This window comes from Streptomyces sp. NPDC054757, from assembly GCF_053612185.1.
Window position 1 is genome coordinate 158,342 of the sequence record NZ_JBSHBW010000013.1, and the last position, 24,928, is coordinate 183,269.

Consider the following 24,928-nt stretch of genomic DNA (forward strand, 5'->3'; position numbering starts at 1 on the left):
AGGTGGGGCAGGAGAGGGGGTTCAAGGCAGAGGGGTCTTGGTGGAGGGCCCAAGGCAGAGGGCTCAAGTCGGTTGAGGGCTAAGGGCGTTGAGAAGCCCCGGGCTGCGTGGGCCATGCGCAACACGAGTGAGGACCACGTGGCGCGACGGGCCAGGGCAGACTGAATCCGCCTCGTGCTTCCGGTCGGTTGTATGCACGGAAGGTGATCTTCCCAGACCTGTTGCACCATCCCGCCGACCGGCAGGACCTGTCCAACCGTCATGCCATCCCGCCTGCACACTTCTCTGACCGGTTCCTGACATCGCGTGGCTACTGTCCGGCGCATGCGTACATCTCATCGCCCACACGGTCAGCAGGTCAGCACCCGCAGGACCCTCCGCCGCGCGATCGGGGCCACCGTCACCGTGTCGGCGGCCGTCGTCGCACTGGTCACGCCGGCCGCGGCCGCCAACGCCGCACCGCACAACCCCTCGTCCAGCGGCGGTGGTGCGGCAGGACCGGACACCACCAGCACCCACGCCGGTGCCACGACCACACAGGAGCGCAACCGGATAGGCGCCTACTGGAGCCCTGAGCGTCTGAAGCTGGCGAGCGCGGTGATCCCCGAGATCACCCCCGTACCCAAGGACGACAACACGCCGGACGACCCGCGGCCGCTTCCCGCGAACACACCGGACTCCGGGTCCGTGTGGACGCACGCCGGGGCTGTGGAGAAGAACGTCGGCCGTCTGTTCTTCACCTTCTCCGACGGTTACGACGGCAGTTGCACTGCGACGGTCGTCACGAGCGCCAACCGCAGCACCGTTGTCACGGCAGCACACTGCCTGAGAGGCGTCGGCTCGCCCTCAGCCGACGACACCTGGAACCACAACTTCTACTTCGTGCCCGGCTACCGCAACGGAACGAAACCGCTCGGCGGCTTCAGCATCAGGACCATGGCCACCTCTTCCCGCTGGAACGGCGACCCGGACACCACGCAGTCGTCGGACATCGCTGCCGCCGGTTACGACGCGGGACTCCTCGTGGCGAACCCGGCTGCCGGGGGACAGCCGATCGCGGGCGTCACCGGAAGCCAGCGCATCGGCTTCGGCCGGCCCGCCGGGGACGAGTTCATCCACGCCTTCGGATACCCGAGCAACGGACTCAACGACCCCAAGGACAAGTACCTCGGATCCCGCATGATCCACTGCGCGGGCCCGAGCCACCCCGGCCCCAAGGTTCCCCTGCTGTGGGGCGAGACCTGCGACATGTCGGCCGGATCGAGCGGTGGACCCCACCTGGCCCACTTCGACACCCGTACCGGCACCGGCACCGTCGTGGGCATCACCACCACCAGCGAGGAACTCGCGGGCGGACCGGCCCCCACGCTCTACGCCACGCGCTTCGGTGACAGCGCCCACCGCCTCTACGACTGGGCGCAGTCCCGTTAGGGCCCTCCGCTGAAGCACGGTCCGGCTTCCCCGCCGGGATCCGCACCCTGGGCGGTCCCGGCGGGGGACGGGCATCGGTTGATCCGGGCCGTGCGGGAAAGGGCCGTGCGGAGAGGCGGAAGCCGCAGCACGTGTGCTGCGGCAGGCGCCCGTGGCTGGCGTGACCCCTACGCGTAACCGCGGTTGAGCAGGTCGAAGAACGCATCACCGCGCACGATCTCGAACGGGGCCTCCAGCAGCTTCGCCAGGTCGGCGATGTCGCTCGGGGTCCAGCTCCAGGCGTTGATCGCGGCGGCGATGAACAGGGGGCGGTCCGTGTTCCGGCCGTCGATGTGCTGGAGCAGCGCATCGCGGAAGTCCGCGCCCTTGCCCTGGGGGTAGAAGTTGCCGACGACTGGGATGCCGGCCGGCCGGGCCTGCAGGTCGCCGGTCTCCCAGGACTGGATGACACCGCGCAGTGGGGTGTTCCTCCGGTAGGACGCCATGACCCGCTCGCCGAAGGGGAGCCAGCCGTCGTTGTCGGCGTTGCGCGGGTTGTAGGCGTAGGCGAGATCGAGGCCCGTGCGGCGCATGTAACGCCCGGTCAGTTCGGTGTACGCGTCCAGCGCGTCCTGCGGCCACGACTCCGGGTAGGTGTATCCCGCGCCCGAGGGCCCGCAGATGAGCAGGTCGTTGGAGGTGGCCGTGCGCTGGTAGTAGGCGAGTTGGGCCGGTCCGATGTCGGCGAGCAGCGGACTCACGGTCCAGTTGACGGGTACGGACCCGCGCGCGGGGTCGTCCCAGATGTCACGCATACGGCGCTGGCAGTACTGGATGTTGTCGCCCTCGCCGACCGTGAACGTGACATAGACACGGTTGCGCAGCCTGCTCCTGGGCCGCTTCGGAACCCGGTCGGAGATCCTCGCGGGGACACCGGCGTGCACGGTGCCGTTCATGTAGAAGTCTGCGGCGACGACCTCCACGCCGTGCTGCGAGGCGCGGTCCACGCCGCCCCACTCGCCGGACACGTCGTTGGGGAACCAGCCGGTGTACGGGGTCGTGGGCCCGAAGCGCCCGAGTGTCTCGTCGAGCAGCTTGCCGGTGTCGCCGGACGGCGGCAGCCACAGCACCATGGCCCGGCTCGCCACAACATAGTCCCGGAAGTACGGGAAGGGTTCGACGCGGGTGGGGGCGGTGGCGGTGGCGGTCACCAGGTACTGGTTCCACAGATCGACGTCGGCCGAGAGCGTTCGGCTGCCCGCAGGGGCCTTGAAGCGGTAGACGAAGTAGCCGCCGCCGTCGGCGAAGCGGTTCGACTTGTCGCCGAGGGAGGAGTTGAGGCCGTCGAACAGATACGGCTTCTCGGCATCCGTGCCGGGAGTGAAGGAGGCGATCTCCTTGCCGTCCGCCATGACCTTGACGGATCCGACGGACGCGCCCCAGCCGTCGTCGCCGAAGGAGTCCTGGAAGCGCACATAGACATCGTTGTCACCGCTCAGTTCGGCACTCAGGTCGAGGGTGCGCACCGCGCGGTTGGAGGTGTCCACGATCCGTCGGGGCTCCCGTGTCACCTCCCGCCAGTCCACGCCGCTCACGTTCACTGTCCTGGTCGGCGGCAGGCCGGCCAGGAGACCGTGGCTGCAGTGCGGGAACAGCCTGTCGAGCTGCCAGCGGTAGACGCCCTCGATGTCATCGGGGGCGAAGCGGCCACGCAGGTCCAGCAGGGTCCTCAGACCGTGGGTGCGTGCCTGCTCGGCGGTTGCGGCCACCCCGTTCCTGAGGCCCGCGAGCGTAGTGGCGACGTTGACGGTGTCCGGCACATCGGGGTCGATCAGGATCGCCCCGTGTACCCGGTCGCGGTAACGGCCCACCAGATCAAGGGCGTTGTCGTGATGACTGACGGATGCGCCGGTGCTCGACAGCCATCGGCGGTCCGCCGCGCCGTCGTCGAAGTTGAAGTACAGCCGCGGTCCGGCGCGGTTCACCGCCCCCTGGAGGGTGGTCAGCAGGAGCTGGTCATGACCGTCCAGTGCGCCGACGTCGGCGACGTCGAGTCGGACCGGACGGCCGAAGGACGGCAGCAGACGGGCCGCCGTGGCGCGCTCGGTGGCCGGTGCCAGTGCCGACGTGGACGGGGATGCCGGGGCCGATGCCGTGGCCCGGCCCGGCAGGGAGATCCCGAGGGCCCCGGCGGCCAGGGCCGCGCCACCAGTCTGCAGGAGGTTTCTTCGTGTCACCATCGACGTTCACAGCTCCTTGTTGGGCGTCTCATGAGCCGGACAGGTCTGAAATCGTTTTTGGTAGTCGGTAGTCGGTAGTCGGTAGTCGCTTGTCGGTAGTTGGTAGTTGACAGGCAGTCCGCACGCCGCAGTCGGCTGTCGGCGGGTGTGACCGTCGCCGCAGTGGACCATGCCGGCCGGACCCGTACGCACACCCGCAGGCCGGGCTCGGGTGCGCCGCCGGGCAGGGCGGGGAGGGGGCCCGGGACGAGCCCCCTCCCGCACCGTCTCCCCGTCTCAGCCCCGGCCGGGAACCAGCCGCACCGTCAGGATCTGGAACGGACGCAGCCGCAGCCGCACCCCGTCGCCGGTCACCTCGCAGCTCGGCCCGTCGGCCGCGCGTGGACGTTCCAGCAGGTCGGTCGCGGTGACCGACGTGATGCGGAAGCCGGGTGTGAGCAGCGCGGTGGCGCGGGCCCCGTGGGCCTCGTAGAGGCGGACCACCACATCGCCCGAGCGGTCGTCGGCGAGCTTGACCGTCTCGACCACCACGGCAGGGGAGTCGACGGACACCACAGGCGCCACCTCGGCCGAGCCAGGCACCATGCGCTCCGGCAGATTGAGGTGGTACCCCTCGCGGATCGCGTCATCGACGCCCGCGCCGATCACCAGGGCGTAGCGCAGCCGGTGGGTGCCCCGGTCGGTGTCCGGATCGGGGAAGCGGGGCGCGCGGGCCAGGGAGAGACGGACCGTGGTAGTGGTGCCGCCGTCCTCGCGCACATCACGGGTCACGTCATGGCCGTACGTCGAGTCGTTGACCAGCGCCGCGCCCCAGCCGCCCTCCCCGACGTGCAGGAAGCGGTGTGCGCACATCTCGAACTTCGCCGCGTCCCAGCTGGTGTTGGTGTGGGTGGGCCGTTCCACGTGCCCGAAGGGGATCTGCGCCGTCGAGTGCCCCGCCCGCACGTCCAGCGGGAACGCCGCCTTGAGCAGCTTCTCGGTCTCGTGCCAGTCCAGGACCGTGTCGATGTCCAGGCGGCGTGTGCCCGGCGCGAGGGAGAGTGTCTGCTCGACGCGGGAGGATCCGAAGGCGCGCGACACCCTCACCGCGCCGCCCACCACGGTCACCGACTCCGCGTCCGTCAGGTCCGTGACGGTGTTGCGGTAGAAGGCATCGACGTCCCAGGCGTCCCACTGATTGGGGAAGTCCTGGTGGAGCTGGAGCAGATTGGCGGCCGTGCCCGGCGGCAGCGCCTCGCGGTCCGCTTCCACGTCGTATGCAGAAGTGACCAGGCCCCGCCCGTCGATGACGACACGGACGAGCCCGTTGTCGAGGACGTACCCGCCGTCCCGTGCCACCGGAGCGACCGTGGCCGGCCCTGGCCCCGTGCGTACGGTGGCGCCCAGGGCGGGTGCGCCTCCCCGGGCGTGCGGCGCGGCGTTGAAGACGACTTCGGAGCCTTCGTCGCCTGCGGGTCCGGCCAGCGCCGTCTGCGCGGCGGCGATCAGACCGGTCAGCTTGGTGCCGATCCGGCGGTAGGTCTCCTCCGCCTCCCGGTGCACCCAGGCGATCGACGTGCCGGGCAGGATGTCGTGGAACTGGTGCAGCAGGACCGTCTTCCACAGCCGGTCCAACTGCTCATAGGGGTAGGCCGCGTCGGTCCGCAGTGCGGCCGTCGTTGCCCACAACTCCGCCTCACGCAGCAGGTGTTCGCTGCGCCGGTTGCCCTGCTTGGTCGCGATCTGGCTGGTGAGCGTGCCCCGGTGGAACTCCAGGTACAGCTCGCCCACCCACACCGGGGCGTCCGGGTACTCCTCCAGCGCCTTGGCGAAGAAGTCCCCCGGCTTCTCGATCTCGACCCGTGCCGAGCCCTCCAGATCGGCGAGGCGCGCAGCGCGTGCCAGCATCTCGCGGGTGGGGCCGCCGCCGCCGTCGCCGTAACCGAACGGGGCCAGTGAGCGGTTCGCCGCGCCCTTGTCCTGGAAGTTGCGGACGCTGTGTGCGACCTCGGCGCCGGACAGATCGCTGTTGTACGTGTCGACCGGCGGGAAGTGGCTGAAGATCCGGGTGCCGTCGATGCCCTCCCACCAGAACGTGTGATGGGGGAACTTGTTCGTCGTGTTCCACGAGATCTTCTGCGTCAGGAACCAGCGCACGCCCGCCAGTTTCATCAGCTGCGGCATCGCCGCGTTGTAGCCGAACGTGTCCGGCAGCCACATGTCCTCGGTCTCGACGCCGAACTCCTCCAGATAGAACCGCTTGCCGTGGATGAACTGCCGGGCCAGCGCCTCCCCGCCGGTGATGTTGGTGTCCGGCTCCACCCAGAGGCTGCCGGTCGGCACGAACTGCCCGGTCTTCGCCTTCTCCTGGGCGCGCTCGTACACCTCGGGGCGGTGCTCCTTGAGCCAGGCCAGCTGCTGGGCCTGGGACATCACGAAGCGGAACTCCGGGTGCTCGTCCATGAGCTGGGTGACGTTGGAGACCGTACGGGCCACCTTGCGCACCGTCTCGCGCAGCGGCCACAGCCAGGCGGTGTCGATATGGGCGTGGCCGACCGCGGAGATGCGGTGCTCACCCGCGGTGGCGGGCGGGGCCAGGGCGGGCACGAGGATTGCGCGGGCCGCGACCGCGGTGCCGCTGATGTCCTGCAGGTCCACGGCGTCGAGGGCGTCCGACAGCGTCCGCAGGATCTGCCAGCGGCGCGGCGACTGCTCGGGCAGCTCGTGCATGAGCTGGTCGAGCACCTCAAGATCGTGGACGAGCTCGTAGACGTCCGCGTCGAAGAGGGCCAGGTCGAGGCGGCGCAGCTGGTACAGGGGTTCGCCTCCGGGGGCGCCCGGCTCCTCCAGCCACGGCGCCCGGCCGCCGAGCGGGGTGATCGCGAAACTGCGGTCCTCGGGGCCGGAGTGCATGACGAGGGGGTTCGCCGCGGCCTCGACATAACAGGTGAACTCCGCGCCTCCCCGGGCCTGTTCGGAGACCGGCAGCCATACGTTGCGCGGGTTGAGCGCCTTCACGGGGGTGCCGTCGGCCCGGTACACCAGGCCCTCGGCCGAGAAGCCCGGTTCGGTGGTGCCGAAGCCCAGGTCGACGACGGCCTCCACCCGGCGCCCCGCCCACTCCTCGGGGACGCGCCCGCTGAGCCTGAACCAGCTGGTGGTCCAGGCGGGGCCCCAGTGTGCGCCCACCTCGGTGGGCCGGTAGCTTGCGGCCAGCCCGTCGGACACCGGAACGGGCTCGCCCGGCACTTGCCAGACGCCCGCCTGGAGAGGGACGGACACGGCGTGGACAGCGGGCCGGATACGTTCGTCGAGTACGCGCCGCAGCCGGCGCTCGACGGTGTCGCGGTCGGAATGCACGGATCACCTTTCCAAGGACGTGAAGGACGTATCGGAACAGGTCGGGAACGGCGGGGGGCGAAGAGCGGCGGCTGAAGGGACGGCGGGTCAGCCCTTCAGGGCGCCGCCGAGCGCGAACCCGCCGCCCAGCCTGCGGGTCAGCAGGAGATACAGCATCACCACGGGAAGGGTGTAGACGACGGAGAAAGCGGCCAGCTGCCCGTACTGCGTCTGGTCGTGGGCGCTGAGGAAGGTGAACACGCTCACCGAGGCCGGCAGCTTCTCCGGCGACAGCAGCAGTACGAACGGGACGAAGAAGTTGCCCCACATGCTGATGAAGGTGAACACGGTGACGACGGTGACCCCCGGCCACATCAGCGGCAGCACCACCCGGGCCAGCGACTGCATGGCGCTCGCGCCGTCGATCCGGGCCGCCTCCTCCAGGACGATGGGCACACCGTCCATGAAGTTCTTCATCAGCCAGATCCCGATCGGCAGCGCGGACGCCGTCAGGAACAGCATGGTGGCGGCCATCGAGTCGATCAGCTCGACCTGTACGAACATGCTGTAGACGGGGATCATCACGGCGGTGATGGGCAGCCCGGTGGTGAACAGGACGGTGTACAGGAACGGGCGGCGCAGCCGGGAGCGGTAGCGCGACAGCGGATACGCAGCCAGGATCGAGACGGCCACACAGAGCAGGGTCGCCCCGCCGCACAGCAGCAGGCCGTTGAGCAGCGGCCGGAAGGTGGTGTCGGTGTTGAGGATCGCGTGGAAGTTGTCCCACGTCGGCGGTGCGGGCAGGCTCAGTTCGAAGCTGGCCGTGGAGCTGACGGACGCGAACACCATCCAGACCAGCGGCAGTACGAACAGCAGGCTGATCACCAGCAGGACGAGGTTGACCGCGACCCGCGCGGGCCGGATCCGGCGGGGCGCGGTCCCCGCGACAGGTGCGGAACGGGTGTCCGGGTCCCGGCGGCCCGCCCCGGCCGCCGTCCGCAGATCGGTGGTGGCCATCAGCTCTCCTCCACCTTGAGCAGCTTGAGGTACACGACGGAGAACAGGGCGCCCACGACCAGCAGGACGAGCGCGATCGCCGTGCCGTAGCCGATCAGGCTGTTCTGGAACGCCTGTTGGTACATGAAGACCGGCAGGGTCTGGCTCTTGTTGCCGGGGCCGCCGCGCGTCATGGCGTAGATCAGTCCGAAGACGGAGAGCGTCTGGAGCGTGATCAGCATCAGATTGGTCATGATGGAGCGCCGGATGACCGGCAGCGTGACATGCCACAGCCGGTGCCACACACCGGCGCCGTCCATCTCGGCGGCCTCCACCAGTTCGCGCGGTACGTCGTTGAGCGCGGCGGAGTAGACCATCATCGAGAACGCGGTGCCGCGCCATACGTTGGCCAGGCACACCGCGAGGATCGGCAGGGTGTACAGCCAGTTCTGCTTCGGCAGGCCGAGCATGCCGAGTACGTCGTTGAGCGCGCCCTGCTGGTAGAAGAAGGCGTACATCAGATACCCGGCGACGACCTCGGGCAGCACCCAGGCGGCGATCACCACACCGTTGGTGAGCGCGCGCACCGGACGGGTGGCCTTCTCGGCGAGGACCGCGAGGCTCAGTCCCAGTGTGTTCTGCCCGATGACGGCGGAGGCCACGACGAACACCAGGGTCAGCCAGAGGGCGTTGAGGAAGTCCGGGTCGCCGATGGCCCGGGTGAAGTTGTCGAGGCCCACGAAGTGCGTCTCGGCGGCGCCGGTCAGCTGGGTGTCGGTGAAGGCGTCGTAGACGCAGTAGAGGATCGGCCCGGCCAGGAAGACGCCCAGCAGGACGAGGGACGGCAGCAGCGGAAGGCCGCGCAGCAGCGACTGGCCCGCGGTGCGGCCGCCGGGCGCGCGCCCCGGGGGAGCGGTATCGGCGGATGCGGCGGCGGATTTCATCGGGCGCCCTTGGCGGTGTTGCCGGAGCCGACCGCCGTGGCCAGATCCTGGTCGTAGGTCTTGGCGGCGTCGTCCACCGAGCTCTGGCCGGTGGTCACGGACTCCATGGCCTTGGTGATGGCGTTGGAGACCTGCGGGTACTTCGGCAGCGCCGGGCGGAAGTGGGTGTACTTGACCAGGCCGGTGAAGAACTTGTTGGTCGGGGTGGCGCCGAGGTACTTCGGGTCGGCGGCCACATCGGTGCGCACGGCGGTCGTCGACTCGATGATGTTCCACTGCGTCGAGTTGTCCCTGTTCTTGATCGCCTTGGTGAACTCCCAGGCCAGAGCGGGGTTCTTGGCCTTGGCCGGGATGGACCAGGCCCAGCCGCCGGACATGCTGACCCGGCCGGGCGCCTGACCGTGCTGGGTCGGCATGGCGGCGGATGCCATGGTGCTGGTCCACTCGGGCCAGGGACGCGGGCCGGTCTTCAGCCAGTTGTTCGCCAGCCATGAGCCCTCGATATTGATGGCGAGCTTGCCCTCGGGGATCAGCTTCGTGTCGGCCTCGGCCCCCGCGTTGGCGCCGAGCGCGGTGGACTTGGGCAGGCCCAGGTCCTCGCTGTAGACGGTGTGCACGAAGTCCAGCGCGTCCTTGAAGCCCCGCGAACCGGTGATCCATTTCTTGGTCTTGGCGTTGTACAGCGAGTCGTCGGCGGCCCCGGCGTCCGCCCCCGTCCCGTACAGCAGCATCTCGAAGCCCTGCATGGTGGACTGCTCGCCGCCGGCCTGGCCGGTGTAGAGGTTCATCGGGGCCACGCCCGGGAGCTTCTTCTTGATGGTCCGGGCGGTGTCGATGATGTCCTGCCAGGTCCTGGGCTGCCAGGGCGTCGCGATCCCGGCCTTCCTGAGCAGGTCCTTGTTGTACCAGATGCCCCGGGTGTCGGTGTCGTCCGGGACGGCGTACGTCTTGCCGTCGGTCGGCGAGGAGACGGCGCCCTTGGCGGCCTTGGCGAACTTGTCCCACTCCGCCCACTTGTTCACATACGCGTCGATCGGTTTGAGGTAGCCGCTCGCAATGTCGGAGTTGATCAGCGCGGTGTCCTCGTAGACCAGGTCGGGCGCGGTCGCGGGCGAACGCATCATCAGCTGGATCTTCGTGTAGTAGTCGTTCTCGGACGCCGTGACCGGAACGATCTCGATCTTCTTGCCCGGGTGGGCCTTCTCGAAGGACTGCTTCATCGAGGTGAGGAACCTCTGCTGCTTCTTGTCGTTCTGGTCCAGGTGCTGCCAGTAGACGACCTTGATCGAATTGCCGCCGCCGGCGGAACCGGATCCGCCGCAGCCCGCGGCGGACAACGTTGTCGCCACGGTGATCGCGAGGGCAGCGAGAAGCTTCTTGCGCATGGTGTTCCTCCGGGGGTGCGGCTCGTATGCCTGGCTGGGGCGTACGACTGCGGGTGGTACGGGTCGTCACTGCGGGAGGTGCGGGACGTACAAGGAGGCGGTGCGGCTCGGGAGCTGTGCGGGCGTGCGGATGACGCCGATCGTGCGGCAGGCGCTGGCGCGTGCGGGATCGTCTGGCGCATTACCTAAATCCAATGGATGGACCAAGTCAACGCCTGCTGCATAATCACGGTGCCCGAATTCCGCCGGCGGGATGACGAGTTCGTGTCCGCTGCTCGTGTCCGCTGCCCCACACGGACCTGCCCACACGGACCTGCCCCACACGGGCCTGCCCACACGGACCTGCACGGAGGAGCGCCCCATCATGCGAAGCGGAACCAACCTGCCCCGGGTGGGTGGTTACAACCAGGCCGTCGTCCTGGACGCCATCCGCACCAAGGGCCCCATCAGCCGCGTCGAGCTGGGACCGCTCACCGGGCTCACCAACCAGACGGTGTCCAACGTCGTGCGGCGGCTGCTCGACGAGGGCCTGATCGCCGAGTCGGGGCAGGCCCCCTCCCGCGGCGGCAAGCGCCGTACGCTGCTGATGCCGCGCGCCGACGGCGCCTACGCACTCGGGGTGCACCTCGACCCCGACGCCGCCGTGATCGCCCTCGTCGACCTCGCCGGATCGGTGCTGCTCAGCCGCCGTCTCCCGCTGCCGCGGCCGAGCGACCCCGAAGAGGTGGTCCGGAAGGTGGCGCGCGCCGCGCTGCGGCTCCCCTTACGCGCCGCCATCGACCGCGGCCGGCTGCTCGGTCTCGGGATCGCCGCGCCCGGACCCGTCGACGGCGTGGCCGGCACGGTGGTGGAGCCGCCGAACTTCGACGGCTGGCGGCGGGTGCCACTCGTCGACATGTTCGCGAAGGCCACCGGTATGGCGGTCGCGATGGACAACGACGCGACGGCCGCGGCGATCGGCGAGCGCTGGATCGGCGGCAGGGAGCGGTCGGACGGCTTCCTCTTCCTGTACATGGGTGCGGGCATCGGCGCCGGCATCATGCTCAACAACCAGGTCCTGCACGGCGATACGGGCAACGCGGGCGAGATCGGCCATGCCCAGATCGAAGCGGGGGACCGCCTCTGCGACTGCGGGAGCAACGGCTGCCTCGGCCCGAACTGCAACCCTGCCGCCCTGGTCGACGAACTGTTCATCCGGCACGGGCCGGCCGCCGCCCGCCGTATCGGACTCAGCGGCGAGCCCGGTGCGGCGCGCGCCGACTGGAAGCTGCTGCGGCGTGCGGTGCGCGCCGGGGACCCGGCGGCCTGCGCGGTGGTGCGTCTGGCGGGCCGCCGGATGGGGCAGGCGGTGCGCGGAGCGGTCGCGCTGCTCGACGTGAGCCGGGTCGTGCTGGGCGGAGAGGCACTCGTCGGTGTCGAGGGCGTGCTGGGTGAGGAGATCGACGCCGCGGTCAACACCACATCGGTGACCCGGGTCATGGGGAGGGTGCTGGTGGAGCCCAGCCTGATCGGCGAGACGGCCGGGGCGGTGGGCGCCGCTTCACTGGTCCTGCACGGGCGCTACGCACCGGGGTGGCGGATGCTGACGGAGATGTCGGGGTGAGGGGGTGCGCGGGGGTGTGCAGGGAGCGCGGGGGAGCGCGCCGGCGGTACGCCTGACAGCGGCGCGCCCGGTATCGGTACGCGTCGTTCCTGGCATCGTTGTCATGACCCTGGACACCCGTCACCTCCGCGTGGTGTCATGCCTCGGCGCTTCTTCCAACGTTGTACAGGCGAGGGAGTCGATGGCAATGGCCGACCGCAGCCGACCAGAGGCCCGCCCAACCGGGCCGTGGCGGAGACGACTTGTGGGTGTGGCGGCCCTCGGGCTGCTGAGCTCGTTCCTGGGGACCGTGGGTGCGACGGAGTCCGTGGGTGCGACGGAGTCCACCGCGCCGCGAGCGGACGCCGGAGCGAGAGCCGTCGTCTCGGGCGACGCCCGGTTCGAGGTGCTCTCACCCACACTGATCCGTACCGAGTACGCCGGTGACGCGCACTTCGTCGACGCGGCGACCTTCAACGCGGTCGGCCGGGACTCGTTCGCCCGGACGCCCTTCAGGAGCAGCACCGAGCACGGCTGGCTGACCATCCGCACCAGCGCCCTCTCCCTCAAGTACCGCGTAGGATCAGGTGAGTTCAGCGGTGACAACCTCACCGTGGCCGAGCGCGCGGGCGGACAGGACGTCAGTGCCCACCCCTGGCCCGCCCCGGCCCGGTGTGTGGTCGGCGAGGGGTGCGAGGCCGAGGACCTCGACCTGAGCGGTGTCGACACCGCCACCGATCACGGGGGCTACACGGGCCGTGGCTTCGCCGCCGGGTTCATCGGCACCGGGACATCGCTCTCCTTCGCCGTGGATGTGCCCGCGGCCGGGACGTACGACGTCAGCACGCGGTACGCCAACGGGACGGCCGGGGACGGCAAGCACACCACCCGGAGCCTTGGTCTCGCCGTGGACGGCAAGGACGGCACGGCGCTCGAGCTGCCCGCCACCGCGGACTGGGACACCTGGTCCGTCGCCACAACGTCCCTGGAACTGACGGCCGGTGAGCACACCCTCACCCTCACCCACACCCCGGACGACTCCGGCAACGTCAACCTCGACAGTCTCGCCGTGCACCAGCCGGGCTCGCCCTATCCCGCCCCCACCAGGGCGGTCCGGGACTGCGCCTTCGCCGCGGTGTGCGAGGCGGAGACGGGCACCCTGGACGGCCCAGCCTCCGTCGGATCCGGCCACAACGGCTACTCGGGGCGCGGCTTCGCCACCACCATGGACAGCGCCGCCGCCCATGACACGCTGCACACGGTCGGGGTGCCCGCGGCGGGCACGTACGACCTCCAGCTGCGGTACACCAACAGCACCTCGCCCGCCGACCCGGAGGAGGAACCGGTCGCCCGGCACCTCTCGGTCACCGCGGGATCCGCGCACACCACAGCGACCCTCGCGCCGACCGGCGACTGGGACTCCTGGCGGACCGTCGCGGTGCCCGTAGAGCTGACGGCCGGGGCGAACGACATCACGCTGGGCTGTCCCGACCGGACCGGATGCAGAGCCGATCTCGACACCGTCGCCGTCACCGCGCACGGTGCGCCCCTGCTCGCGCCGCACGCCCCGCTCGGCGGCTACCGCCGCGGACTGGACGGCGTCAACGGCGCCGACGGCAACCCGCGCACCACACCGGGACTGCTCTATCAGGACGGCTGGTCCCTGCTGAACGACACCGCTTCGGCGCTCTACGACCGGACGAGCGGGAAGATCACGCCGCGCCCCGGGCACGACGGCCACGCCTACCAGGACGGCTACGTCTTCGGCTACGGCCATGACTACCGGCGGGCGCTCGCCGATCTGTCCGCACTGACCGGCCCGGACGTACAACTCCCGCGCTGGGCCTACGGCGTGTGGTTCTCGGAGTACCTGGACCGCTCGGCCGACGACTACCGGGCCCTGCTGGAGCGGATGCGTTCCGAGGGAATGCCGCTGGACAGCCTCGTCATCGACACCGACTACAAGTCGCCCGACGCCTGGAACGGCTGGGAGTTCGACACGGCGAAGTTCCCCGACCCCGCGAAGTTCCTCGCCGGGGTGGCCGCGCAGGGAGTGCACAACTCCCTCAACATCCACCCCAGCATCCTGGGTTCGGACCCGCAGTTCGCCCAGGCGCAGCGGACGGCCAAGGGGAAGCTCCAGAAGGGCGACTGCGCCCCGGGCGGTGACTGCTACACCTTCGACTTCGGCGATCCCGACCAGCTCAGGGCCTATATGCAGCTCCACGACACCATGGAGCGGCAGGGCGGCGAGGTGTGGTGGATCGACTGGTGCTGCGACGACTCCCGCTCCACACTCGCCGGTGTCACCCCCGACGCCTGGCTCAGCGCGCAGTACGCCGCGCGGGGCGGGGCCTCGGGACCCGGCTTCGCCTTCTCCCGCGCCTACGGCTCCCTCCAGGCGGGCGGCTACAGCTCCCCGTCCGCCGTACCGACCGGGCCCTGGGCCGACAAGCGCACCACCCTCCACTTCACCGGCGACACCGCGTCCAGCTGGGGCACCCTGCGCCAGGAGGTCGGGTACACACCGGGCGAGAGCGTGGCCACCGGTCTCTCCGCCATCAGCCATGACATCGGGGGCCACAACGACACGACAGGGCTCCAGGGTTCGGACACCTACCAGCAGGACGGCCAGGTGACGCACACGCACAAGCTGCCCGACGACCTGTACGCGCGCTGGGTGCAGTTCGGTGCGTTCCAGCCCGTCGACCGGCTGCACAGCAACCACAGCGACCGGCTGCCGTGGCAGTACGGCAAGGCGGCGGAGGCGTCCGCGAAGAAGTTCCTGAAGCTGCGCGAGGCGCTCGTCCCGTACACGTACACGCTGGCCGACGAGGCACACCGCACCGGCACCCCGATGCTGCGCCCGGCCTATCTGGAGTACCCGCAGGAACAGGAGGCGTACGCCACGGCCGGCAGCGAATACCTCTACGGTTCGGACGTGCTGGTGGCCCCGGTGACCCGGCCGGGCGCGAAGGCGACGACCGCCGTGTGGTTCCCGCCCGGCACCTGGACCGACTACTTCACCGGCAGGACGTACCAGGGCGGGGCGACACACGATGTGACCACCGGGCTGGACACCATGCCGGTGTTCGTGAAGTCCGGCGGCATCGTGCCCACCCGCGGCAGTGCTGTGGCGAACGACAGCAAGGACCCCCGGACCGAGGTCGCGCTCACCGTCGCCCGGGGGGCGTCCGGCACCTTCGCCCTGCACGAGGACGACGGCACCCCGGCGAACGGTGGCGGCACGGCGACGACTCCGGTCCGGTACACGGAGACGCCGAACACGTCGACGCTGCGGATCGGCCCGGTGAGCGGCCGCTTCACCGGGCAGGTCACGCGGCGCGCTTGGACCGTCGATCTCACGAACGCCGGGCGGCCCGGAACGGTCTGCGTGGACGGGCGGCGGGCCGGGGCGGACACCTGGACGTACCACGCCGCGTCCCGCACGGTGACCGTGCGGGTTCCCCGCACACCGGTGCGACGGGCCGTCACCGTGACGACCGGCTGCGGGAGGGGGACGCGCGGCTGAACCGGGGAAGGGCCTCGCCGTGCTCATGAGCGGGTGACGAGGGCGGCTCCCCGGCCTGTCAGGCGGCGCCGTCCGGACTGCCGGGCCCGGAGGGGCCACCACCGAGGTCGTCGGGGGACACCCCCTCTTCGAGGAAGAGACCGGCGAGGTCGGGGCTCACTCCTTCGATGCCGTCCCGCAGGGCCTGTTCGGTCCAGATGATCTTGCCGGTCGGGGTGTACCGGGTGCCCCAGTGCTCCGCGAGTCTGGCCACCAGGAACAGCCCGCGGCCACCCTCGTCGGTGGTCTTCGCCTGGCGCAGGTGCGGGGACGTGCTGGAACCGTCCGAGACCTCGCAGATCAGGGTCCGGTCGCGCACCAGCCGTACCCGGACCGGGGGAGTGCCGTACCGGATGGCGTTGGTGATCAGCTCCGACAGGATGAGTTCGGTGGTGAAGGCGATCTCCTCCAGCCCCCAGTCGGCAAGCCGCCGGCTGGCGTCGGTCCGTACCGAAGCGACCGCCGCGGGGTCGGACGGCACCTCCCACTCGGCCACTTGCTCAGGTCCCAGCAGGCGGGTACGGGCCACCAGCAGCGCCACGTCGTCGCTCGGCCGTGGCAGCAGGACGGTGTCGATGACCGCCTGGCAGATCTGCTCCGGATCCCGCCCTGGGTGCCCGGCCAGGGCGTCCCGCAGCAGGGCCAGGCCCGTGTCGACGTCCCGGTCGCGGTCCTCCACCAGCCCGTCGGTGTACAGCACCAGCTGGCTGCCCTCCGCGAGGGGCAGCTCAGCGGTCTCGAACGGCTCCCCGCCGAGCCCCAGCGGCGGGGAGAGGGGCACATCGGGGAAGCCGACCGAACCGTCCGGCCGCACCACGGCGGGCCCCAGATGGCCTGCCCTGGCCACGTGGCAGCTGCCGGCCACCGGGTCGTAGACGGCGTACAGGCAGGTCGCCCCGGTCACCCCGGGCCACTCCTCCCCGGCGCCCTCGTCGGCGTCCATCCGGACGACCAACTCGTCCAGGTAGCCGAGCAGTTCGTCGGGGGCCAGGTCGAGGGCGGAGAAGTTGTGCACCGCGGTCCGCAGCCGGCCCATGGTGGCCGCGGCATGCAGCCCGTGCCCGACCACATCACCCACCACCAGGGCCACCCGGGCCCCGGGCAGGGGGATGACGTCGAACCAGTCCCCGCCCACGCCGGCCTGCGCGGGCAGGTACCGGTGAGCGGCCTCCACCGCCGTCTGACCGGACAGACCACGCGGCAGCAGACTGCGCTGCAGAGTGACGGCCACGGCGTGCTCCCGGGTGAAGCGCCGGGCGTTGTCCAGGCACACGGCCGCCCGTGCGGCCAGTTCCTCGGCGAAGGACAGATCATCCGTCTCGAACGGCTGCTCCTGCTCCGAGCGCCAGAAGCAGGCCCTGCCCAGCACCGTCCCGCGGGCCAGCAGCGGCACCGCGATCAGCGAGTGGATGCCGTGGCCGAGGATCTCGGCGGCCTTCCGCGGGTTGTGGGTCCGCCAGGCGTGCTCGGTCCGCAGATCGGCGATCATGGCCCCCCGGTCCGTGGCGGCGGCGGGCGTCTCCGTCTCCGCGGGCACCAGCTGCACCAGATCACCGACCGGCGCCACCGGCGCGTCGGCCCGCACCCCCCGCACCGCCACCCGGTGCATCTGCGTGCTCGCCCACCCGAGCTCCTTCCCCTGCACCACGGCGTCGGCCAGATCGACCGTGACGAGGTCCGCGAACCCCGGCACCGCCACCTCCGTCAGTTCCTCGGCGGTACGCACCACATCCAGGGTGGTCCCGATCCGCATCCCGGCCTCGTACAGCAGCGTCAGCCGGCCGCGCACTACCTCCGCCCGTCCCGTCAGCGCTGCGAGCTCCGTGGTGTCCCGCAGCGTCGCCACACACCGCGCGGGCCCCGCCGCGCCGTTCGCCGCCGGCCGCACATTGACCCCCAGCAGCCGGTCCCCGGCACGGTGCACCTCGTCGCTCGCCGGCCGCAGTGAGCCGAGCAGTTCCGTCAGCCCCGGCGTCAGCCCCAGCTCCGCGACCTGGCGTCCCTCCGCGTCCGCGGGCAGTTCGAGCAGCCGCCGTGCCTCGTCGTTGGCCAGCAGCAGCCGCCCGTCCTGGTCGACGATCACCACGCCCTCCCGCACCGCGTGCAGCACGGCGTCGTGATGCTCGTACATCCGCGTCATCTCCGCCGGTCCCAGTCCGTGGGTCTGCCGTCGCAGCCGCCGCGACACCAGCACCGAGCTGCCCGCCGCCAGTACCAGCGTTCCCGCCCCGGCGCCCAGCAGCACCGGCATCTGACGGTCCACCGCGCTCTGCACCTTCGCCACCGTGATCGCGACCGACACCAGCCCGACGACTCTGCCGTGGGGCCCGGTGACGCGGACGATCGAGTCCACGGCGGGGCCGCGGCTCGCGCTGAAGGTCCGGGTGGACGCCCCGTGCGTGATGACCGACTTGTACGGGCCGAGGACATGCTTGCCGATCAGCTTCGGGTCGGGATGGGTGTAGCGGATCCCGGAGGTGCTGAACACCACGACGAAGTCGACGCCCGTCGACTTGCGGACCTTCTCGGCCCGCGGCTGCAGAACCGCGGTCGGGTCGGTGCTCGTCACCGCCGCCGCTGTGCCCGGTGCGTCGGCGAACGCCTGGGCCACGTCGAGCGTACGGTCGCGGGCGTCCTGCGTGCCGTCGTGCCGGGCCTGCAGCACCAGCGCCACCACCGCGGCGGCGATCAGCAGCAGCGCGATGATCACCTGCAGGACGAAGATCTGACCCGCGACGCTGCGCAGGGCCGGCAGGAAGGGACGGCGCCCCCGGGTGGAGCCGAAAGACGCCTTGCGTTCACCCATGGGCCGGTCCTGCCGATCGTTTCTTCGAGTACCCGGAGGATTGCTCTGTCCGTCGGGGCGGTGGCCCGCGGACGGAACAAACAATAAGTCCCGGAATCGACCGAAATGGCTCCTTGTTCGATGGTTCGGGGTACCGGCGTCGTCGTAGGTCAGGCCGAGGCGGCGGCGCGCGGGAGTGTGGCGGTGAGGGTGCGCCAGGCGCGGGTGCCGATGTCGGCCGGTGTGCCGTCGAGGATTCTCGCCGTACGGGTCGCCGGTTCGAGTGTGACGGTGGCGAGGCTCGCCCAGCGCCGGCCGAGTGGTGCGTCCGGGTCGGGCAGGCAGGTCACCGGGGGTTCGCCGTCCCCCGTCACCAGGAGAGCGGCGAGGCGGTCCGGAGTGGCCGGCGGTTCCCGGCGGGTCGCTGTGCAGGAGGAGGTCACACGCACCGCCCTTGCCGCCCTCATCCAGGAGGGCGCCGACGCCGGGGAGTTCACCACCGGGGACCCGCTCGGGGTGGCGCTCTGCATCCTGGTCACCGTCGACGGGCTCGGCGCCTACGCCAACGACGACACCACGCTGGACCACCCGGTGCTCAAGGACATGGCCCTCACCACGGCCGAGCGCCTGCTCGGTCTCGCCCCGGGCAGCCTCCGTGCGCTGACCTGACGTATACCCGGGCCGGGGAGCCGTTCTGTCTCAGTCCCCAACTGCTCTTTTTCGCCCAGGGTTTGAGGGCGGGCCCTCGCGGTTCCGATCTCGGGGGCCCGGCCGTCAGGCTGTCACGGAGTGGCCGGCGGGAAGCCGTATCCGGTCCAGTTCGCCACGACCCGTTCCCGCAGATCCTCGGGGAAGGAGTGGCGGAAGGACGCGGTGATCCCCCGGGTGGCGCCTTCGAACTGCTCCGGCAGCAGGCAGCTCAGTACGGACTTGCCGCCCCGGCCGGTCCGCACCTCATCCGGCGTCAGATAGGGGACCATCGGGATGCCCTGCGCCTCGGGGTAGACATACTCGCCGGTGCCCGGGTGGTAGCGGGTGGCCAGGGCCCACACCACCTGGTTGATGTCGGTGATGTCGATGTCGTTCGCCACCAGGATGACCTTGGGCACCAGCCACCCGGTGTGCGATCCGAAGAGGGTGCCGGCCACCGCGTCGGCCAGTTCCCTTTCGCTCAGCCGCATCCGGGCCAGCCGCCGGATGTCGATGGACACGGCGATCCAGCAGGTCGCGGCCTCGTAGGAGCACCAGGCCAGGTCGACGGGCAGGCCGCTGGAGCGCAGCAGGTCCAGGCCGGTCGCGGAGATCATGGTGCCCCAGATGGTGTGGTTCTCCTCCGGGGGGAGGCCCGCCACACAGACCGGCAGGATGGGGTTGTCGCGGTGGGTCACCGCCTCGACATGGAAGACGGGCTGCGGCTTGCTCCCGGCGAACGAGTATCCGTGGTACTCGCCCATCGGCCCCTCCGGAGCCGTCTCGTCCGGGCTGATCCACCCCTCCAGGACGATCTCCGCGTTGGCCGGTACGTACAGGTCGTGCAGCTCGGTCCTGACCACGTCGACGGCGCTGCCGGTCAGGGCGCCCACGTAACCGTCCTCGTTCACCTCGGCGGGCAGCGGCATCCCGGCGGCGGCCAGCGCGGCCGGCGGGGCCCCGAGCACCATGGCCCAGGGGGTCGGCAGCCCCCGCTCGCGCCACATGGCGTGGATCCTGCCGAGGTGCTGCTGCGCCATCGCCGGGCCGACCAAGGTGTTCCGCCCGCCCAGCATGGTGCGGCTGACCGACCAGCTGGTCCATCGCCCGTCGGGGGAGCGCACCACATGGAAGCCGTACGTCCCGAAGTACCGGCCGCCGTCCTCCTGGTGGAGCAGCGGCACCGGGAACCGTTCCAGGTCGACGGCGTCGCCCGTCAGCACGTTCTCCTTGCACGGTCCGGTGCTCACCACCCGTGGGGGGACCGGACTCGCGTGCATCGCGGAGACGAGCCGCTCCAGCAGCTCGCGCGGTGTGGTGTCACGTGCCAGGCCGAAGTGGGCGGCGAGCCGGCCGTACCGCTGCCCGGCGACGCCGCTCAGACCGGCCGGCGCGCCGAGGATCCGGCACCCCGCGTCTCCCTCGGTCAGATTGCTGAACAGCGGGGCCGGGCCCCGCGTCTCGTAGACGCGCCGGGTGATGGCTCCGGCCTCAAGGGTGGGGCTGACCGGCCCGCGGATGTCGACCGCGTCGCCGGCGGCGAGTGAATCCTCCACGAAATCACGGAAGTTGAGGGCGCTGCCGCGTTGAGTGCCGCCGTGCTGTGTGCTGCCGTGTTCTGTCATGACGGGACCTTTCTCGGCCGATGGGCAGGGGGCCGGACCGGCGGGCAGGGGGACCGGACCGGCGCTCCACGGCTTCGGCGTAAGTGCGGGGTTTACGGGATGTGTTGCGCGGGACGGCGGTGCGTCAGATCGCGCTGCCGGCCGGCCGGGGTGACCGTGCGGGGCGGCTGTCCGCCTTCATGCCCTGCCACCGCCGGGCCTGGGGCATGTCCAGACCGAACTGGTCCAGGACACGCGTGACGATGTGTTCGACGACGTCGGCGACCGTCGCGGGGCGGTGGTAGAAGGCCGGGGCCGGCGGCATGACGACGGCGCCCATCCGCGTCAGCTCCAGCATGTTCTCCAGGTGCACGGCCGACAGCGGTGTCTCGCGGGCGACCAGGACCAGCTTCCGCCGCTCCTTGAGCGTCACATCCGCTGCCCGGCCGATCAGCCCCTCGCCGTAGCCGGTACGGATCGAGGCCAGCGTCTTCATGCTGCACGGCACGACCACCATGCCGTCGACCCGGAACGAGCCGCTGGAGATCGATGCGCCCTGGTCGTCGGGGCTGTGGCAGACCGAGGCGAGCGACTGCACCTCGCGGAGTGTGTACGCGGTCTCCTGCGCGAGCGTGGCCCGTGCCCACCGGCTGACGACGAGGTGGGTCTCGACCTCCAGCTCCCGGAGTGCCTCCAGCAGGCGTACGCCCAGCGGAGCGCCGGTGGCCCCGGTCATCGCGACGACGAGTTTCATCCCGCACCTCCCGTGTCTCTGTCGCACACAGTTATGGCGTGTACGTCCTAACGCTCTCCACGGTATAGTACGTGTACGTCCTGATCAATTCGGCCGATCGAAGGAATGGCGGCGGGACATGTCACCGCAGAACGACCAGGACCCCGGCGACCTGCTCACCGCGATCGGCGGGGTCGGGCCCCTGGCCCGCCAGCTGAACCAGGTACACACCCGCCTCTGGTACGAACAGGTCCACCAGGACCTGACCGGGCCGCAGTTCACCGTACTGAGCCTGCTGCAGGCCCGCGGCGCGATGGACCAGGGCAGCCTCGGCGCGCTCGCCAGTCTCGACAAGTCGACCGCGGCGCCGCTGCTGGAGCGGCTGCGGCGCCGCGGTCTGGTGGACATCACCAAGGACGAGAGCGACCGGCGGAGAAAGCTGGTGCGCATCACTGGCAGCGGCCGGGAGCTGGCCACCTCGCTCGCCCCCGCCGTCGCCGCAGTGAGCGAGCAGATGCTCGCCCACTTGTCCCCGCAGGAGCGGGACCAGTTCCTCGCGCTGCTGCGCCGGGCGGTCCAGGGGCCGCAGCGGTAGTCCGGCGCCGGCCGCTCCGCCGACCCGTCGAACCGCCGTTCGGGATCCGCCGGGCCCCGCGCCGTTCGGGATCCGCCGGCCCGCGCGCCGTTCGGGATCGGCTGGACCCTGCTCCGTTGAGGATCCGCTGGGCCGTTGCTCTGTTGAGGGTCCGCCCCGCGCCGTTCAGGAGCGGCGCCCGCGCTCCCGCACCCCGGCGAGGAGCCGGGCCCGCCGGGCCGGTGACGCCGCCAGGGCGGTGCCCGTCAGGGCGAGTGCGGTGGCCCCGTCCAGGACGGCACGGTCGGCGCCCGCGCTCTTGCCGTACGCGGTGAACTCGGGGGTGTGCTGCCGGGCGCCGCCCGTCTCGTAGCCGATCGTCGGGTGGATCGTGGGGACGAGCCGGGAGACGTTGCCCATGTCCGTCGATGCCATCGAATCGCCGTGCCGAGCTGTCGCCGTGCGGCCCAGTTCGCCGAGGGCCTCCACATAGGCGTCCGTCATATCGGGGTCCTGCCGCAGATCGGCGAACTCCCGGCCGTGCGGCTCGATTTCGAGCTCGGCCCCGGTGGCGAGCGCACCGGCCTCGAAGCAGGCGCGCACCCGCCGGTGCGCCTCGCCGAGCTGCTCCACGGTCCGCGCCCTGACCTCGCAGCGTGCGCCGGTGCGGGCGGGGATGATGTTCACGGCCTGGCCGCCGTCCGTGACGATGCCGTGCACCACCACGCCCGGCGGCAGCTGCTGGCGGAGCAGCCCGACGGCGGTGTGGGCCACGGTCATCGCGTCGAGGGCGTTGACACCTTCCCAGGGCGCGAGCGCCGCGTGCGAGGGCTTGCCCCGGTAGGTGATGTCCCAGGCCCCGACCGCCAGGGAGGAGGCGCCGACCGAGTCTTCGGGGGCGGCGTGCACCATCATCGCCGCGGCCACGTCGTCGAAGACCCCGGCGTCGATGAGGAGGACCTTTCCGCCGATGTCCTCCTCGGCCGGTGTGCCGATCAGCTTGACGGTCAGTCCGAGCCGGTCCGCCACGGCGGCGAGACCGAGGGCGGCGCCGACGGCGGCAGCGCCGTTGACGTTGTGCCCGCAGGCGTGCCCGATGCCGGGCAGCGCGTCGTACTCGGCGCAGAACCCGATGACGAGTTCCCCGGTTCCGCAGGTGCCGACGAGAGCCGTGGGGAGGTCCGCCACCCCCCGGGTGACCGTGAAGCCCGCCGCCGCCAGGAGGTCCCCGATCCTGGCGGCCGCCCGGTGTTCCTGGAGGGCCGTCTCCGGTTCGTCGTGCAGTCCGTGGCTGAGGCCGATGAGCTGTCCGCTCCAGGAGGCGACCGCATCGGCCACGGCCCTGCGCGCCTGCCGGGTGTCCGTTCCGTGCGTCTCCCGGACGTCCGTCCGGTGCGTGTGCCGGACATCCGTCCCGCGCGCGTCCTGAGTGCCCGTCATGCGAGTTCTCCGTTCTGTGCCACGTGCTGTACCTGCTGGGCGCTCTCCCCGTGCCTGCCGCGGTAGCGCAGCGCCAGTGCCGTACCGGCGAGGGCCGCGAAGGCGCAGGCGCCCCAGCCCCACAGGTAGCCGGACTCCGCGATGTGTGTGGTGCCGGGGCTGACATGAGCGGCGAAGAACGCGCCGATCACCGCGGCGCCGATGGCCGCGCCGAGGGAGAGGGCCAGTTCGTTGAGGCCGACCGCCAGGGCCGTCTCCTGCTCCGCGACCGCCTCGGCCGACAGGGTCCGGGTGACCGACTCGAAGAGACCGGTGGCGAGCCCCACCACCAGGGCGCAGACCACGTACTGGGGGAGAGTGCGGTGGAAGAGGATCATCCCCAGGAAGCCCAGGGCGACGAGACCGCCGCCCGAGGCGAGCACGGCGCGGTCGCCGAGCCGCCGGGTCAGGCGCGGGGTGAGCGTGGAACCGGCGAACCCGGCGGTCACCATGGCGAGCGAGATCGTCGCGATGGCCTGCGGCCCCAGGTCCATGCCGTACCCGGTCGTGGAGCGTGAGGCACCCAGGAAGAGGGCGTTGGCGCCGAGAAAGCCGATCGTGCCGAAGGAGGCGCAGAAGGTGAAGCCGCTGACCACCGCGAGCCGTGGGTTGCTCAGCATCCGCACACTGACCAGCGGGTGCGCCGAGCTCCGCTCGACCGCCACCCAGGCCGCGAGCAGGACGACCGCCCCGACGGCGAGAGCGAGCGTACGCGGTGCTCCCCAGCCCCACGTACCGCCCTGCGCGAGCACCAGGACGAGCGCCACCAGACCCGCCGTGAGCAGCATCGCGGCTCCGTAGTGGAAGCGGCCGCCGCGTGGTGCGCCGCTGGCGGGCAGCACGATGCCCGCGATCACGGCGAGCACGCCGACCGGAACGGCCGTCCACAGCCCGGCCGCCGCGTGCCGCTCGCTGAGCGCGCCCGCCACCAGGCCGCCGACCCCGATGGAGAGGAGCAGGACTCCCACCAGGAGGGAGATCCCGGTGCGGTTCCGTTCGGGTGCGCGGGAGCGCAGGATGCCCACGAGCAGCGGGAAGAAGCCGACCAGGGCGCCCTGGAGCACCACCCCGACGGCCAGCGTCACGGCGGACGGCCGCACGGCGATCAGCAGCGAACCGCCCGCCACCATCGCGACGCAGACCCGCAGGAGCCTGCGGTGCCCGTACAGGTCGCCCAGCCGGGAGAGCAGCGGTGTCATCACCGCGAAGGCCACCTGGGACAGCAGATAGATGTTGTTCTGTCCGACGGTGCTGATGTGCAGGGTGCGGCCGACCTCGGGCAGCAGCGGTGTCAGATAGCCCTGGACGATTCCGCCCAGCAGGATCACGACGGCCATCGTCGCGAGCATGCCCGGTCCGGAGCTCAGCGTTCCGGGTCCGCGTTCCGTTCCCGATATGCGTAGGGGCACAGCTTCACCTCTGGATCACTGGTGGCGGGGGATCTCTGATGCGGATCTCTGTCGCGGGGTCTCTGGAGCGGTGGCCTCCGGTGCCGACGGATCTCCGGTGCGTACGGAAGTCCGGCGCGTACCGGTCTCCGGGCGCGTCCCGATCTCCGATGCGCAGGGATCTCCGGCGTGTCCCGATCTCCGATGCGCAGGGATCTCCGGCGCGGGG

Annotated in this window: 16 protein-coding genes; 5 read left to right on the top strand and 11 right to left on the bottom strand. The window is 71.0% G+C overall.

Annotated elements, in window-relative coordinates; genetic code table 11:
• The first annotated feature begins 324 nt into the window (after nucleotides 1-324).
• A complete protein-coding gene (locus ACWGKJ_RS17955) occupies nucleotides 325-1,431 on the top strand; it encodes a trypsin-like serine peptidase (RefSeq protein WP_385020071.1) in 1,107 nt (368 codons plus the stop codon).
• A gap of 167 nt (nucleotides 1,432-1,598) precedes the next feature.
• On the opposite strand, the gene ACWGKJ_RS17960 is transcribed toward ACWGKJ_RS17955, so the two are convergent.
• From ACWGKJ_RS17960 to ACWGKJ_RS17980, 5 genes are all read right to left on the bottom strand, one after another.
• The gene (locus tag ACWGKJ_RS17960; RefSeq protein WP_385020074.1) at nucleotides 1,599-3,650 is read right to left on the bottom strand and encodes a GxGYxYP domain-containing protein; all 2,052 of its coding nucleotides are present in this window, start codon (nucleotides 3,648-3,650) and stop codon (nucleotides 1,599-1,601) included.
• Between the two features lie 276 nt (nucleotides 3,651-3,926).
• Nucleotides 3,927-6,989: an alpha-mannosidase gene (locus tag ACWGKJ_RS17965; RefSeq protein WP_385020077.1), complete on the bottom strand. Its 3,063-nt coding sequence runs from the start codon at nucleotides 6,987-6,989 to the stop codon at nucleotides 3,927-3,929.
• Between the two features lie 87 nt (nucleotides 6,990-7,076).
• Nucleotides 7,077-7,985: a carbohydrate ABC transporter permease gene (locus tag ACWGKJ_RS17970; protein ID WP_385020080.1), complete on the bottom strand. Its 909-nt coding sequence runs from the start codon at nucleotides 7,983-7,985 to the stop codon at nucleotides 7,077-7,079.
• Complete coding sequence (locus tag ACWGKJ_RS17975; protein ID WP_385020083.1) at nucleotides 7,985-8,908, bottom strand: carbohydrate ABC transporter permease; 924 nt, start codon at nucleotides 8,906-8,908, stop codon at nucleotides 7,985-7,987. The genes ACWGKJ_RS17970 and ACWGKJ_RS17975 overlap by 1 nt, the downstream gene beginning before the upstream one ends.
• Nucleotides 8,905-10,293 carry an extracellular solute-binding protein gene (locus tag ACWGKJ_RS17980; protein ID WP_385020086.1) on the bottom strand — a complete coding sequence of 463 codons (1,389 nt, stop codon included), beginning with the start codon at nucleotides 10,291-10,293 and terminating at the stop codon, nucleotides 8,905-8,907. The genes ACWGKJ_RS17975 and ACWGKJ_RS17980 overlap by 4 nt, the downstream gene beginning before the upstream one ends.
• A gap of 364 nt (nucleotides 10,294-10,657) precedes the next feature.
• Between ACWGKJ_RS17980 and ACWGKJ_RS17985 the strand changes: the two genes are divergently transcribed.
• Nucleotides 10,658-11,896 (top strand): ROK family transcriptional regulator, encoded by a 1,239-nt coding sequence (locus ACWGKJ_RS17985; RefSeq protein WP_385020089.1) that lies wholly within the window; start codon nucleotides 10,658-10,660, stop codon nucleotides 11,894-11,896.
• Nucleotides 11,897-12,140: 244 nt separating this feature from the next.
• A complete protein-coding gene (locus tag ACWGKJ_RS17990; protein ID WP_385020093.1) occupies nucleotides 12,141-15,407 on the top strand; it encodes a TIM-barrel domain-containing protein in 3,267 nt (1,088 codons plus the stop codon).
• A gap of 58 nt (nucleotides 15,408-15,465) precedes the next feature.
• Here ACWGKJ_RS17990 and ACWGKJ_RS17995 read toward each other — a convergent pair whose 3' ends face one another.
• On the bottom strand, nucleotides 15,466-18,252 hold the full coding sequence (locus ACWGKJ_RS17995) for a SpoIIE family protein phosphatase (protein WP_385020095.1): 2,787 nt from the start codon (nucleotides 18,250-18,252) through the stop codon (nucleotides 15,466-15,468).
• Between the two features lie 149 nt (nucleotides 18,253-18,401).
• A complete protein-coding gene (locus tag ACWGKJ_RS18000) occupies nucleotides 18,402-18,674 on the bottom strand; it encodes a hypothetical protein (protein WP_385020098.1) in 273 nt (90 codons plus the stop codon).
• Between ACWGKJ_RS18000 and ACWGKJ_RS18005 the strand changes: the two genes are divergently transcribed.
• Complete coding sequence (locus ACWGKJ_RS18005; protein WP_385020101.1) at nucleotides 18,658-18,900, top strand: hypothetical protein; 243 nt, start codon at nucleotides 18,658-18,660, stop codon at nucleotides 18,898-18,900. The two genes, ACWGKJ_RS18000 and ACWGKJ_RS18005, sit on opposite strands and share 17 nt — an antisense overlap.
• A 113-nt stretch (nucleotides 18,901-19,013) precedes the next feature.
• Here ACWGKJ_RS18005 and ACWGKJ_RS18010 read toward each other — a convergent pair whose 3' ends face one another.
• Together ACWGKJ_RS18010 and ACWGKJ_RS18015 are read right to left on the bottom strand one after the other, a co-directional pair.
• A complete protein-coding gene (locus ACWGKJ_RS18010) occupies nucleotides 19,014-20,546 on the bottom strand; it encodes a UbiD family decarboxylase (RefSeq protein ID WP_385020105.1) in 1,533 nt (510 codons plus the stop codon).
• 124 nt (nucleotides 20,547-20,670) lie between these two features.
• A complete protein-coding gene (locus ACWGKJ_RS18015) occupies nucleotides 20,671-21,279 on the bottom strand; it encodes a non-oxidative hydroxyarylic acid decarboxylases subunit B (protein ID WP_385020108.1) in 609 nt (202 codons plus the stop codon).
• A 118-nt stretch (nucleotides 21,280-21,397) separates the two neighbouring features.
• Between ACWGKJ_RS18015 and ACWGKJ_RS18020 the strand changes: the two genes are divergently transcribed.
• Nucleotides 21,398-21,853, top strand: coding sequence for a MarR family winged helix-turn-helix transcriptional regulator (locus ACWGKJ_RS18020; RefSeq protein WP_385020111.1), 456 nt, complete (start codon nucleotides 21,398-21,400; stop codon nucleotides 21,851-21,853).
• A gap of 165 nt (nucleotides 21,854-22,018) precedes the next feature.
• Here the strand turns inward: ACWGKJ_RS18020 and ACWGKJ_RS18025 are convergent, their stop codons facing one another.
• On the bottom strand, nucleotides 22,019-23,272 hold the full coding sequence (locus ACWGKJ_RS18025) for a M20 family metallopeptidase (protein ID WP_385020114.1): 1,254 nt from the start codon (nucleotides 23,270-23,272) through the stop codon (nucleotides 22,019-22,021).
• The gene (locus tag ACWGKJ_RS18030) at nucleotides 23,269-24,648 is read right to left on the bottom strand and encodes an MFS transporter (protein WP_385020117.1); all 1,380 of its coding nucleotides are present in this window, start codon (nucleotides 24,646-24,648) and stop codon (nucleotides 23,269-23,271) included. The genes ACWGKJ_RS18025 and ACWGKJ_RS18030 overlap by 4 nt, the downstream gene beginning before the upstream one ends.
• Between the last annotated feature and the right edge of the window lie 280 nt (nucleotides 24,649-24,928).